At 48.6% G+C, this 11,588-nt stretch carries 22 protein-coding genes and 1 tRNA gene; 5 read left to right on the forward strand and 18 right to left on the reverse strand.

The features are described from left to right. From DXZ20_RS37290 to DXZ20_RS07245, 17 genes are all read right to left on the reverse strand, one after another. Window positions 1-717 (reverse strand): phosphoadenosine phosphosulfate reductase domain-containing protein (locus tag DXZ20_RS37290; RefSeq protein WP_250565661.1); only part of this gene is annotated, 717 nt, incomplete at its 3' end. Continuing rightward, window positions 668-1,087, reverse strand: a complete 420-nt coding sequence (locus tag DXZ20_RS07175; RefSeq protein ID WP_163697333.1) for a hypothetical protein — start codon at window positions 1,085-1,087, stop codon at window positions 668-670. The genes DXZ20_RS37290 and DXZ20_RS07175, both read right to left, overlap by 50 nt. Window positions 1,088-1,089: 2 nt before the next feature. Continuing rightward, on the reverse strand, window positions 1,090-1,278 hold the full coding sequence (locus DXZ20_RS07180) for a DUF2811 domain-containing protein (RefSeq protein ID WP_163697335.1): 189 nt from the start codon (window positions 1,276-1,278) through the stop codon (window positions 1,090-1,092). After that, window positions 1,278-1,550: a hypothetical protein gene (locus tag DXZ20_RS37295; protein ID WP_250565662.1), complete on the reverse strand. Its 273-nt coding sequence runs from the start codon at window positions 1,548-1,550 to the stop codon at window positions 1,278-1,280. Before DXZ20_RS37295 ends, DXZ20_RS07180 begins: the two co-directional genes overlap by 1 nt. Before the next feature lie 286 nt (window positions 1,551-1,836). Further along, complete coding sequence (locus tag DXZ20_RS07185) at window positions 1,837-2,016, reverse strand: hypothetical protein (RefSeq protein WP_163697338.1); 180 nt, start codon at window positions 2,014-2,016, stop codon at window positions 1,837-1,839. Window positions 2,017-2,062: 46 nt separating this feature from the next. Continuing rightward, window positions 2,063-2,293 carry a hypothetical protein gene (locus DXZ20_RS07190; protein WP_163697340.1) on the reverse strand — a complete coding sequence of 77 codons (231 nt, stop codon included), beginning with the start codon at window positions 2,291-2,293 and terminating at the stop codon, window positions 2,063-2,065. Between the two features lie 242 nt (window positions 2,294-2,535). Next, complete coding sequence (locus DXZ20_RS07195; protein ID WP_163697342.1) at window positions 2,536-2,757, reverse strand: DUF7167 family protein; 222 nt, start codon at window positions 2,755-2,757, stop codon at window positions 2,536-2,538. 17 nt (window positions 2,758-2,774) lie between these two features. Next, window positions 2,775-2,975, reverse strand: a complete 201-nt coding sequence (locus tag DXZ20_RS07200) for a hypothetical protein (RefSeq protein ID WP_163697344.1) — start codon at window positions 2,973-2,975, stop codon at window positions 2,775-2,777. Then, on the reverse strand, window positions 2,972-3,202 hold the full coding sequence (locus tag DXZ20_RS07205; protein WP_163697346.1) for a hypothetical protein: 231 nt from the start codon (window positions 3,200-3,202) through the stop codon (window positions 2,972-2,974). Before DXZ20_RS07205 ends, DXZ20_RS07200 begins: the two co-directional genes overlap by 4 nt. Window positions 3,203-3,251: 49 nt before the next feature. Continuing rightward, a complete protein-coding gene (locus DXZ20_RS07210) occupies window positions 3,252-3,725 on the reverse strand; it encodes a hypothetical protein (RefSeq protein WP_163697348.1) in 474 nt (157 codons plus the stop codon). A gap of 83 nt (window positions 3,726-3,808) precedes the next feature. After that, complete coding sequence (locus DXZ20_RS07215; protein ID WP_163697350.1) at window positions 3,809-4,042, reverse strand: hypothetical protein; 234 nt, start codon at window positions 4,040-4,042, stop codon at window positions 3,809-3,811. Next, window positions 4,042-5,427, reverse strand: a complete 1,386-nt coding sequence (locus tag DXZ20_RS07220) for a recombination directionality factor (RefSeq protein WP_163697352.1) — start codon at window positions 5,425-5,427, stop codon at window positions 4,042-4,044. The genes DXZ20_RS07215 and DXZ20_RS07220 overlap by 1 nt, the downstream gene beginning before the upstream one ends. Window positions 5,428-5,650: 223 nt before the next feature. After that, entirely contained in the window at window positions 5,651-5,806 is a 156-nt protein-coding gene (locus DXZ20_RS07225; RefSeq protein WP_163697354.1) for a hypothetical protein, read from the reverse strand. Then, window positions 5,799-6,017 (reverse strand): hypothetical protein, encoded by a 219-nt coding sequence (locus DXZ20_RS07230; RefSeq protein WP_163697357.1) that lies wholly within the window; start codon window positions 6,015-6,017, stop codon window positions 5,799-5,801. Before DXZ20_RS07230 ends, DXZ20_RS07225 begins: the two co-directional genes overlap by 8 nt. A gap of 285 nt (window positions 6,018-6,302) precedes the next feature. Then, window positions 6,303-6,692, reverse strand: coding sequence for a hypothetical protein (locus tag DXZ20_RS07235; RefSeq protein ID WP_163697358.1), 390 nt, complete (start codon window positions 6,690-6,692; stop codon window positions 6,303-6,305). Beyond that, complete coding sequence (locus DXZ20_RS07240; protein ID WP_163697360.1) at window positions 6,693-6,908, reverse strand: hypothetical protein; 216 nt, start codon at window positions 6,906-6,908, stop codon at window positions 6,693-6,695. Between the two features lie 61 nt (window positions 6,909-6,969). Next, complete coding sequence (locus DXZ20_RS07245) at window positions 6,970-7,236, reverse strand: hypothetical protein (protein WP_163697362.1); 267 nt, start codon at window positions 7,234-7,236, stop codon at window positions 6,970-6,972. A 540-nt stretch (window positions 7,237-7,776) separates the two neighbouring features. Between DXZ20_RS07245 and DXZ20_RS07250 the strand changes: the two genes are divergently transcribed. The 3 genes from DXZ20_RS07250 to DXZ20_RS07260 all read left to right on the forward strand — a co-directional run bounded on the left by DXZ20_RS07250 (window position 7,777) and on the right by DXZ20_RS07260 (window position 9,422). Further along, on the forward strand, window positions 7,777-8,283 hold the full coding sequence (locus DXZ20_RS07250) for a hypothetical protein (protein ID WP_163697364.1): 507 nt from the start codon (window positions 7,777-7,779) through the stop codon (window positions 8,281-8,283). A 64-nt stretch (window positions 8,284-8,347) separates the two neighbouring features. After that, window positions 8,348-8,445, forward strand: a tRNA-Ala gene (locus DXZ20_RS07255). Between the two features lie 110 nt (window positions 8,446-8,555). After that, the gene (locus tag DXZ20_RS07260; RefSeq protein ID WP_163697366.1) at window positions 8,556-9,422 is read left to right on the forward strand and encodes a KilA-N domain-containing protein; all 867 of its coding nucleotides are present in this window, start codon (window positions 8,556-8,558) and stop codon (window positions 9,420-9,422) included. A 497-nt stretch (window positions 9,423-9,919) separates the two neighbouring features. Here DXZ20_RS07260 and DXZ20_RS07265 read toward each other — a convergent pair whose 3' ends face one another. Beyond that, window positions 9,920-10,573: a helix-turn-helix domain-containing protein gene (locus tag DXZ20_RS07265; protein WP_163697368.1), complete on the reverse strand. Its 654-nt coding sequence runs from the start codon at window positions 10,571-10,573 to the stop codon at window positions 9,920-9,922. 216 nt (window positions 10,574-10,789) lie between these two features. Between DXZ20_RS07265 and DXZ20_RS07270 the strand changes: the two genes are divergently transcribed. Further along, the gene (locus DXZ20_RS07270) at window positions 10,790-10,975 is read left to right on the forward strand and encodes a hypothetical protein (protein WP_163697370.1); all 186 of its coding nucleotides are present in this window, start codon (window positions 10,790-10,792) and stop codon (window positions 10,973-10,975) included. 68 nt (window positions 10,976-11,043) lie between these two features. After that, the gene (locus tag DXZ20_RS07275) at window positions 11,044-11,385 is read left to right on the forward strand and encodes a hypothetical protein (protein WP_250565663.1); all 342 of its coding nucleotides are present in this window, start codon (window positions 11,044-11,046) and stop codon (window positions 11,383-11,385) included. Window positions 11,386-11,588: the final 203 nt, after the last annotated feature.

Consider the following 11,588-nt stretch of genomic DNA (forward strand, 5'->3'; position numbering starts at 1 on the left):
CATTGAGTAGGCTTCGGCTACCGCCATTGTTGGGAAGCCATGCTCAACATCGGCCTGTACCAGCCAATCCCACACATGACAAACCCGCCAGTGCAGCAGTGGGGCAACAGTGTCAGTCTGTGGGGCCGTCATTTTCTGAAACCACCCCTGCCCACACTCGTCGCCATCTTTGGTGCAGCTCATGGCAATTCGCTGGTCTCGCGCCGCGCTCTCCCCCAAGCGGACGCCAGTCACCATGAGCAGCCTTTCATCAGAGGCTAATGTCTCCCGGAGATCAGCCAGCGCTGCTGTCATGGGGTCTACCTTAATTTGTCTCGTGCACCACCGCAGGGTGCCGTTGTTGGGGCTCGGCACTCCCCTGCCCAAAATGTAGGGCCAAAATCGCTTCTCAAGTGGAGCGCAAACAATATGGGTTTTAAATCCACGCCGTTTACAGTCTTCTAGCATGGACATTGCCGCAAAGTGCAGTGGTGGTAATTCCTGGCGGGTATCTGCATAAAGAACATGCACCTGGCAATCATCAGGCAGATGGACTCGCCCTGTTTTGATCAGGTGAGACAACAGAGTGAGGGTGGCCGACGAATCTTTGCCACCGCTGTAGGCAACGGCAATATGCTTGTGCCCTGGAATATAGGCATTCAAGGATTGTGCAGTGAGTTCAATGGATTCAGTCAAACTCAAGCGCGAGCTGTCGAACAGTGTCTGTTGTTGTCGCATCTATCAAAACTCCTTCTCTTTCAGGCATAATCAATGGTTTTGCTAGCTGAAGCGGTAATTTAATTCTTGGCCTATCCCAATTGTGGCGGCGAGTGTAATCAAGACTGAAATCATCAGGCGGCGGGACAATTTGCAAAAGAGAAGTGATGATATCCTCATGCCGCAAGCTGGCCAAAACAAAGCTCAATTTATAAACCGTGTATTTCCCTGACTTAGATGGCCCCAACGGTACCCCGCTAACCCGCTTTCTAGACCATTGACCTGTATCGTTGTCCCATCGCACCAAGCGCTTCCAAAATTCCGGCTTACCGTAGTAATCGACCGCGAAAGTATGCGGCTCACTGTAGGCGGGTAGGCGTTTGGAGATCATGTCTAACCCCCAAACAAACTATCCAAGTACACCTCGCTCACCTGCGCCTGATTCGCTCCATTTTGCAACAGAAACAGAGAAAGGGCTGCCTGCATAACCCGCTCCTGGCTCCATGCGGGGTGGGTCTCGATATACTCCGTGATTGATGAGTGCAGAGCTTCAGAGATTTCTATGTTTGTGGATATTGTCATCAGATATAGGCTCCTGTCCCTTCTGAACTGCCTTTCACTCTGGTCGTTGTGAATCGCCCCTGATATTTTGCTGGGTTGCCGAATGGTAGTGGTTTGGGCGTGGGCAACCGTTTAGTTGATGATTGTTGAACAATGCCAAGGTAAGTCAGCACTTGTGAATCCCACCACCGGTCATACAGTTCAACCTCACCCGTGGTTCTATCGAAAGGCAGCTGAATTTCATCCCCTTTCTTGTTTCTGTAAGTTCGTGCGATTATCCTAGGGCTTTCCATATCCCATCTCCTTGAGTGTTTTGTGGTGTGCTTTTTTCACTGAGCGTGAAGACTTGCCAAGTTTTTTGATAGGTCCTGACTGATTCGTGATTGAGCGGACCAGCAGGTCGGCAGCTTTGGACTCAGATGGTTGACGCTGGAGTATCTGTTCTAGTCTGTCCATTGCTTGCTCTGTAACCTCATCTTTTCTCGTGAGTGATGTTTTAGTTGAAGTAGATCCACCCTCGCCCCACACCAAATCTCATCAGCGATCGCGGGGCTCAATTGCAATTCGTGGGCCAGCGCATTAAACATCTGGCGGTGAGTTTGGATGGTCGGTGGTGGCTGGTAGCGTGTGATTAGGTTGTCCATTTCGTTGCAGTAACTGCTGTCGTCGTTGGTTCCGTTGCTTGGCTACTGCGATCGCTTCATCTAAGCTGCAATCCGCCAGCAGCAGCGCTCCTGTGATTGTCGTGAAGTCGTACATGGCCGTCTCCTGTATGGTCGAAGATCAGCCTCTGTGATTCTGAAAGTTAGCCAAATAAGTCGTTCATTGCCTCAGTCCGTCCCCGCAGCGTATCGGGGTAGCCATTGGCCTGAACATGTCGCTTAATAGCAGATAGCCGATGTTGCCTGATCCGCTCCTGGGAGAGTCGTTCCAAAAGCAGCTTAGAGTTGAAATCCCCCACGCTGGCATCGATGGCTATCTTGTTAAGCGCTATCCGTAGCTGGTGTTGGTATAAATCGTCAGAGGCTGCTGTCATCCGTCCCACCCCCGAACTACTGTGTTGCGTGGCGTAACGACCACTTTATTCGGGTCGCTCCATGCTTTGATCTGGGGTAGATGCACCGCTTTTCGGATCTGAACTCTGAGTTCACGCACAACAAAGCGCGCAGTGTCTGGGTTATGCATATGTTTCTCCTTTCATCTAAACCAAGGGCCGGGAGAGCGACCCAGACCCATAGCCCGCATTCCACGGGCAAGGCAGGGTGGTACTACTGGGCTTTATTCTTCTACTCGGCTATAGCCATAGCTGATCCTGTCTTGCATGAATTCCTCCAACGCGTCGTTGAGAAGCTCCTCTTTTTTCTTGTCAGAGAAACTATCCCAATTCGATTTCTGAAAACCGAGATCTTCAGGGATGTTCATTATTGTCTTTCTGACCGAAGACGGGGACCCTGTACCCACTTGGAAACGATATCTACCTGCTGGGTATTGTGATTCCATTGCTCATTCCTCCAAAATCACTGTTGCTGAGTCAACGCCCGTTGCTGGGCTCGTCCCGAATTCAGCTTGGCATTGGGTTTTCCCGCTTGTTCCTGCTGGCGTAGTTCTGTTTCGTAACAGTCGGGGTAGAGCAACGCTCGTCCCCCGTAGTCTCGGTACAGCCTGCGCACTGGCCACCACGGGATGTACTCGCTTTGGGCTCCGTATAAGTGCCTCACTTCTCTTCCTCCACAGCCTCAACTGTTACTGAACTCGGCACAATTCCCAGATACTGGATGGCTGCCAAAACGCAAGGGACAGGAATTTCTAGCCATTCATCTGGCTTCTCTACGTCCGGCGTGAGGATGAAGTTCTTTCTGTCAGGAGTCAACTCCATCGCAATTTTCACCTCCTCGCCATCGTGATTCTCTGCCTGTAATTGCACAATCTTCATTAATCCTTCCACAATCTCATTCCTCCCAAAAACTAAAACAACACACCCCAGCGGCGGGGTTTTATGTAGCTAATCTGTCGTGGTTTTCAATCACCAAATCGGGCAAAAAATCTAAAACATCCCACCATTTATCAGGCCCCCAGTAGATCAGGGAGAATCCCAAGCACGGTAATTTGTCTGCGAAAAACTCAATCATGTGGGTCTCAGCGTTGATCGTTGGTCCCGACTCGCCTAGCCCTGGTATCGTGTCAATGAATCCATCTGCCAAAGCGAGCTGCCTAATCTGCTCTAGGGTGAGTGGGCACCGATCTATCAACACATCTCCGTGCCCCTTGATATCAATACTGAAAACAGCCTTACAAATAGGGTCGGGATTAACTAACTTCTCGCAATTGCTAGTTCTCATGCCCGTATAAAGCTGGATAGCGCCCCCTGCTTTTACATGGCCATTCTTCCTTGGGGCTCTAATAGTCTGAACCTTATACCCCTGAGTAACAGGATAAGCAAACTTTTTCTTGAAGTTGTAGGCAACCATCACTTTCACCTAAATAGAATTGCGGGGTTAACCCCCAACCACCACCACCTCAAAGGGCAGCTTCTCCACATCGTCGGGATGCATCAGTCTGCCTCCGGTGGACGATAATTCAGATACTTGATTGCAACAACGGAATACTCTAAGTAGTCTAAAAACGCTTCGGTGACTGACTTGTGCCCGCCGTTAACAGTCCATAGCTCATCGTCGTTGCACCGCGCCATCCACTTGAAGCTGTTGGTGGGCTTGGCGTCGTACTCTTCGATTTTGAGCATTTCAGTTTTAGCTAAAAGCTGCTGAATCATTTCATCTGTCGTCATCAGTCAATACTCACATTGTTAAACGTCTCAGGCTGCTCTTTTGCCGCTGGTCGAACGTGATTGGGCAGCTCGCTAACGAACATCTCAGCCAATCCTTCATCAACAAGCCCTAACTCATCCTGAAGCCGTACCATGAGCTTCGTTGCGTCACGCTGTTGAACCATATGTTGCTCGGCGTAAGCGAGAAGCATTAGCTCAATGTAATCTGATGTGATTTGAACATCATCTCCACTGGACTGATCAGTCTGTTGCCATAGGTCCTTGAGGAAATCTGCATCAAACTTAAGAACTCGGTTGACCTCTCCAGCGCGGGTATTAGGTGTCCGACTTAACATCTCCTCCCGATAAGCTTCAGCTGCATCCTGATCGGCGGCTTCGAATGTATCCACAACTGGCTCTGCTGCGATCGCTTTCTGTTCTAAAACCTCCATCTCCTGAAGGATTGGATCGTTGCTAGTGGATGGCGCGATCGCTTTCTGCTCAACTTCAGCAACAGGCAATTGCCCCGAAACCGTTGCCATGGGTAGCTCTAACGACTGCATATCTTGGAGAATCTTGCGATCGCTTTCTTGCAATAAACCAGCCTGGCCGTTCTCAACCATCTGCAAAATCATTTGACGGCGCATATGGTTTTGCCAGAATTCCAACCACTCGGGATCTTCAGTGATCACGATGGGATAAGCTGTCCCGCGACCATAGCCACCTTTGTAGGCCTTAGCTTTTGAATCATACAGAGGGCGAGAAATATCCTTGGGCACCCGTCGCAGAATAAAAGGCACGTAGTTCCAGGTGTAAGGTGATGGGATTGACGACTTGCTGAGGCTCCCATACTTCTCTTCAAAAGCTCTGAGCTGCTTAGTTACACCAACGACATCATTGATGCCAGTGACCGTCTGCACAATCACTTGCTGCATCCCTGTGACGCCGAACAGCTCGCGAATATAAAACTTCAGGTAACCAGTAGATACACACTGCTTACAGATCACTTCATCCGGACCTTTCAGGCATGGGCGATCGCAGTCTTGGCGATGACGCTTAGGGTAGGGTTTGCCAGCTCTGTAGCCGGTCTTAGTGACAACCTCTTTAGTGATTCGCTCACCGTTACAACGATGTTGCAGGCCCTGAACAGTCACCGCATCGTTCCAGGTTTCAAATACTTTTTCCGTCTCCTCATGAGGGAAAAACACTCGAAGCTCAGTAGGCAGCATCGTTCCATATTTCGCCAGGATCACCTTGTCATATGGCGCAGGAATCTCAAGCCGGAACTTATCTTTAAGGTCTTCGCCTGCCCGATTCTGGGTCTTTTTCTTGCCCTTCCAGGCCTTACCCAACTGGCTGGTCTCAATCGGCGTATCGGCCTTTGTCGTTAATCCTAAAATTGGCATTATTCAGAAATCTCCTATAGTTACGCTTCTGGCAGTTCGCTGTTTTCCAGCAGATATATGTAGTTGTTCTGCTCGTGTACTACCGAACTAAGCGACTCGATCACGTCGCATACAAGCCTGATCAGCTTTTCAGGGTTCTCGCAATCAGGGATCAAGCCTTTAAGTCGAGAGTATTGAACAGCGTCAACAGGGATACTCGTCGGAACCATTGGCAATATTTGACTCACTTCACCACCTCACTGTTCTCGTAAACTTCCTTCAACGCCTCGTAATTCGCTTCTGCTTCTGACTGTGACCCAAACGTGCGATCGCTGTAGAACAAATCAGAGCGCCAGATCCAACGGTTAGCAGCGTCAGTGCTATAAACGGGGTTATCCATTTGTCTCCACCCCCGCAGCAGCAGCCTTCCCAACCGCCTCAGCCGCCAGCACATCAGTGTCGTACTGGCCAATAACCTCATCGCCGGTAGTCGTGGATAGATACGCTGTCCAGTGGCCTTTCTTTGAATACGGCTTGTAGCAAACGCTGCCGATGTATTTAGGGCCGTAGTAAACGTCGTTGCCCTGGATCGCGAGTACGTTCTCTTCCATGATTTCTCTCCTATAGTTTTTCTACTGCACAGGTCTATTTGCGAGATCAACAGCCCGTCCCGTGTACCGCCCAACAATTGGGCACACCGAAATACTGGGGACGACTCTGAATAGTTTTCGAAGCCTGACAGCCGTTTGCTGAGGCTCTGTCTTGCTAGACACTCTTAGCGTATTGGCCAGCAAAGAGCCGTTATAAATGTTGAAAAACTGGTTTTCCATAACTTCTCCAAAAAACAAAATCTCAGAAAAGCCCCAACCAACAAGCTCCCTGGCTGGGGCAAGGCTCTAGGCGACCTTCATTGTCATCAATCCGGTCAGCCCCTTGAAGCTTCCAGGGCAATCAACATCCTGCATCTGCCATTCATAAAGAGACCAGCCTGGAAGGTTGAACTCTAGCCAGCTCTCAATACGTCCCTTAGCCGGAGCCGTCTTGCGAGGGATGATCAGCGTCGCCCTAAACTCGTCGTACCAAGTGCCCTCGCTACGGTTCTCTGGCTGTTCCTCAGAGGGGGTATGCAGGGTCAGATAATAGGTGTCGTTAACGTGAGACTTCATCGCCTCAGAAGCAATAAATATGGGCTCTCCGTCAGAGTCATATCGACTCGGAACAGGGCATTGATCGAGGCATTGGATAAGCGGTGAGACAAATTCGGCTGCACTGGTAGGAATAGCCATTTACTCGCCCTCCACATTCACGTCGGCCCACAAACCCCAGTCCTGAAGCTCATGGCCAGGGTGGGTCTCGTTCAGCCACTTACGCAGAGAAGAGTTCTGCGCTGTTCCGTGGTTGATGTGGAGCCGGAAGATTTGATGTTGGGATTTAACGAAGAGATCCACCACTTTGGTGTGGCTGTTTCTGTAAACGGAAGCGTGGGTTTCGATAGTTGTCATGGTGGTTAAAGAATTGCTGTACTACGAATGAGGCGAATGGGGCCGAAGGAGCCCCCGAGGCTTACTTAATCTCAGCCGCTTCAATAGCCGCTTCTGTCTGAAGGCGATTAGGCCGACCCTCAGGCAAAACCAACAGCCGGTCAACATACCAGCCGTTCTCTTCCCAACAAATGTCGTCATCGGTCTCCCAAACAACAACGCGACCAGAAACCAACACACCATCTTCGGTGTCCTCGGCGGTAAACCAGTCGCCCCAAGTAGCGGCGTCTAACTGGGCTTGAATGTCTGCGGCGGTGATTGTGGCGGGGGTGACTGTGGAGAGTGTCATGGTGTGGCGGGGTGTGTGGCGAATGACTTGTTTTTACTGTAGCTAACTTTCAGGTAATTGTCAGGTACCTGAAGATATATTTTTATTAAGTTTCCGTGAAGCCAATTTATGGTGACTGGAATGTATTGATTTGCCAACAAAGACACGCCAGACATATGCTGCCTGATGGGTTTTATGCTGATATGCCGCCAACTGGACTGCTGATCGGGTGCTGATAGCAAGCAGATACATTGACTCGAATTAATGTCATCAATAACTTTTAAATGCTTACAAGATTTGCTAGCAAACTTAGCTGAAAGGACTTTGATATGAGCTTTAAGGTGAAAAGCTCAAATGCTCTCCAGTCAAGGGGTTGGCGCTTTTATTTTTTGTTGTTCTGCCTGTAAGCCCAAGTATTTCAGTTAGTTATCCACAAGTGCAGATGTTTTATCCACAGGTTTTCCACAGAAATAGCTTATTTATCCACAGGCTCTACCATCTCATTGCTTTGTAGTCTTGCTATCATTTGCCTAGCTATCGCTAAATATCAAAATACCAGACGTGAAAACTAAAGAAAAAGTTGTTGATTATTTAGAGTTGCATCTAGAGGCTTTGCGTAAAAAACGTGAAGAGCTTCACACTGCCTTAGAAAGAACAAGCGCGGCTATTAGCAGCATTTCTGACGTTATTCAGTATTTTGACTCTGACGAAGCTCAGGAAATTGATTCTATGTTGTCAGCTTCATCTGGAGTCTTCGGCCCAGATGATTTGAGGCGACCTCGATACAAAGACATGAGTCTATCTGAGGCGATATCCAAGGTTTTTTGGGAGCAGGAGGATAGAAGAACCCCGCTCAGCATTGAAGAGTTGACGGAAAAATTATATGCAGTCACCTTGACTGATGCACCCACAGTTAAAGCTTGTCGAGCAAGTCTTACAGCAGCACTTTATCGAATGACTAAAAATGGCTCTCCGGAAATAAGTAAGGTCAGAAAAGGCGTCTACAAGTTCAATCCTCAGGCATACGAGGAGCGCATTTTAGGGATCAAATACCATGAAATTAAGTAGCCTCCTAAAGGCTAAAACAGCGGCTAGGCCGCCGCCTAGCCGCTGTAGGAGTTTATATAAACCAGTCAGTGTGGCGAAATTGGTAAACGCGCCCGACTCGCAATCGGGTGGTTCATGGAGTGTCGGCTCCTTGCCTTACGGGTTCAAGTCCCGTCACTGACACGTTATATGGAGGGTACATATAGGTATTCCCTGTGCCCTCCAATATAACTCCATTTTTGGTGGCTTTGATTTTGGCTGTGACATTTTGTAGTTAACTTGGAGATCGCCTTATGGCTAGCAAAAAGTTCATCCGTAGATGCATTAATGAGATCGACATAGCTCAACGTGTTGACAATGGGTTCATCAACGCCACGGCAATGTGTGTAGCTCATAACCTTGATGTTTCTGACTGGTTAGCAACTGATGCAGTTTTTAGGGTTGTTAGTGCCCTTGCTAAGCGTTTAGGGATTCCACCCAATCCGGGGATATCACCGAATTCAGCAAAGACAAGGGTTTCGCGGACATTTCCTGACTTAGTGGTTGCCCGTCGTGGTTCACCTGCTAACGGTGGCGGGACATGGATCCATTACAAATTAGCCGTATCTCTTGCTCAATGGTGCAATGCTGAGTTTGCATTATTGGTCTCTGACTGGGTAGAAAGCTGGATCATTACTCATCAGACGCCCATAACCTCGCAAGAGGCATATCGAGTAGAGTCACGAGACTGTCTTAAAGACGAGGCTAGAAGCCATCTTGTAGGCCAGGTCAAAAGCTATTTGATGACCTTGAAGCGTTATGTGCAAGGTTACCGCGAAGACTACTTTAAGGAGGTTCATAACGCGCTCAATCTGGCTATCACTAGTGAGACAGCTTCTCAAATGCGAAAACGCATTTCAAAGGAGTTGGGTCGAGACATCAAGCAAGGTGAGTTGATTAGAGATTACTTTCCGGCGCAATATCTGCACTACTACATTTCAATGTGCAATGTTGCCGCCAATTTGATCCAGTCGGGCTACGACCCATTGTCAGCAATTGATGAGGCCTCCAGGCTAGCTTTGCCTCCCAACTATGTTGCAAAACCGATAGATCAATTTGAAGGACCGATCAAATCTTTGCGTACAAGACAATCTAGATCTCAAAATATCTTGTTCGCTTAAGCATGCTCGACCTGATCTATGGATTTGCAAATCCATAGATCAGGTCGAGATAGCACTCCTGTGCAATTTGCTTACGAATACTCAGTAGAGATTATGCAAAGGCTGCTTTATCGCCTCAAAACAGCTTTGCTAAAATAAGCGTAAATATGGGCAAATAACAGAGATTAAAAGGACTATTGAGAATCCCATCAACGCCCATAAATATATTCTATTTACGTAAGCTCAATTAGGCTCAAAATCTGACTTCAAGCATACTTCAAGGTGATCTGGTTCACTGATGACAACACAATTCAGTGTGATTTTTATAACAATCAAGACCAGGGCTAAGCATCAGTGCATCTATAGTTTTCATTGACTTTTGCTGGGGAGATTGTCACGGTTAGTGTTGTTGTGTGGACAGGAAATAATTCGAGTCGAGAATGTTACAGCTGCCTTGCTTGAATGGGATCGCGTATGCAAAGGAAAGATTGATGCCGTAATTTATGTCGACGGGCAACTTAGTCCGTGGGCATTTTATCCGCCAATTGCACCAGATGAAGCATTGTCCATTTTGGCCCCAAAATAGCCCTCATGACCTGGGCAACAATTGGGTAGTCCGTATCCTTGATCAGAGTGGAGCCAATAAGCTGAAGCATTACCTTGCGCGCCTGTAGACGGTCGCCTTCTAGTGCTTGGCTGGCAGATTCTACAAATTTCTGCTGACCTTCTAGGGTGCGCAAATCTAGATATTTTTCAAACAGTTCATCTTGTAGCGCTATTGCCAGCCTTGACGGCCTCAGCACACATGAGGAAGCCTGATCTGCGACATCGTCCAGGATTTGTAGGGCTGTCTTTAGGTCGCGTTCTACGACACTTAGGCGGGCTTCCATGGCGGCCACCCTTGTGGCCAACTGATCCACATTACCTATCAGCCCAGCATCAGCAGGCGGCGGAATATCAAGCCAGTAGCACACCTGCTCTATGGATTGCCCCTTGTAGGCTGCCAGCGCCTGTAACTTGTCGGATCTCAAAGAAGCAACTTTCTGATCCCGCCAATCACTGAGCGACTGGGTTGTGATGCCAATTCGTCGCCCTAGCGCACTAAGGCTAAGCCCGCTTTCAACTTCTCGCTTCACCCAGTCCGAAAGCCGCTGACGATTCATTACATCCATAAGATATCTGATAGGGAAATTAACAAAAAATGACCTTCAGGTGACTGACAGTTACCTGAAATTGAGTTATGATTTCGTTAGTTACCTGAGAGGTACCTGACGGTGAACAAAGAAGCCTTATCCAGTTGGGTGAAGGAGCAGATAAAGAATCAGACATGTGCCGCGTTGGGTCGGCGCATTGGTGTGGCAAGCCAGACCATTAGCGAGTGGAGAGACATGAAATGTAATTCTCTTCGTCATGAAAGTGTTTTGGCACTATCGGTTTATCGGAAAGAACAAGTAGCAGCGACCTATGAATGGCTGCAAATGGAGCCTATATCTAGTCCCGCAGTCGACTTGCACGAAGAAGTCGCCGCACTGAAATTGGTGGTTGCGCAGTTACAGGAAGCCCTGGCTGCATGATGCTTGACCCATCAATAAAAATAAATACGTTCTATTGACTCAAATCTATGTTACACGAGGCGCACAAGATGTTGTCCGCAACAAAGAAAGTGTACGACAAACAGAACAAGTTTCCGGTAGGGATGCCAACACTGCGGGGTTTGGGGGTGAGGGGGTGTCGATCCTTTTTCAAGAACATCGCCAACGGGTGGTGGGACTGCAAAGAGGCTACGGCTGATTGGTGGGACTTGTTGGGGCAGGAGAGGGAAGAGGATGATTCAGAGGTGTTCGATATCTTCTGGGTTAAGCCCTTTTTCGGAACACTAGGCAGCCCCCAGCCATTGCCAGAGTATCCAACGCCGTGGAGATTCGCAGCGCTGGAGACTTTGGGCTCTGATTTAGCTGAGTATTTGGGAGGGGAGAGATGTTGATATTTGCGATAGATCCAGGGTCTAAGCAAAGTGGTTACACGATCTGGTCGCCCGAATCTGGTTTCTTCGATTTCGGCAAAGTGCCAAACGAGAAGGTGATCAGCTTATTGAAGTCACCCAATCTACAGGTTGCCGATGTGGTGATCGAGAAGATTACGCTCTACCAACGAGCAGACGAAAATATCCACGATACGGTCCTATGG

Origin of the sequence: Adonisia turfae CCMR0081, assembly GCF_011009555.1 — a bacterium.
Taxonomy (GTDB): Bacteria; Cyanobacteriota; Cyanobacteriia; order Phormidesmidales; family Phormidesmidaceae; genus Leptothoe; species Leptothoe turfae.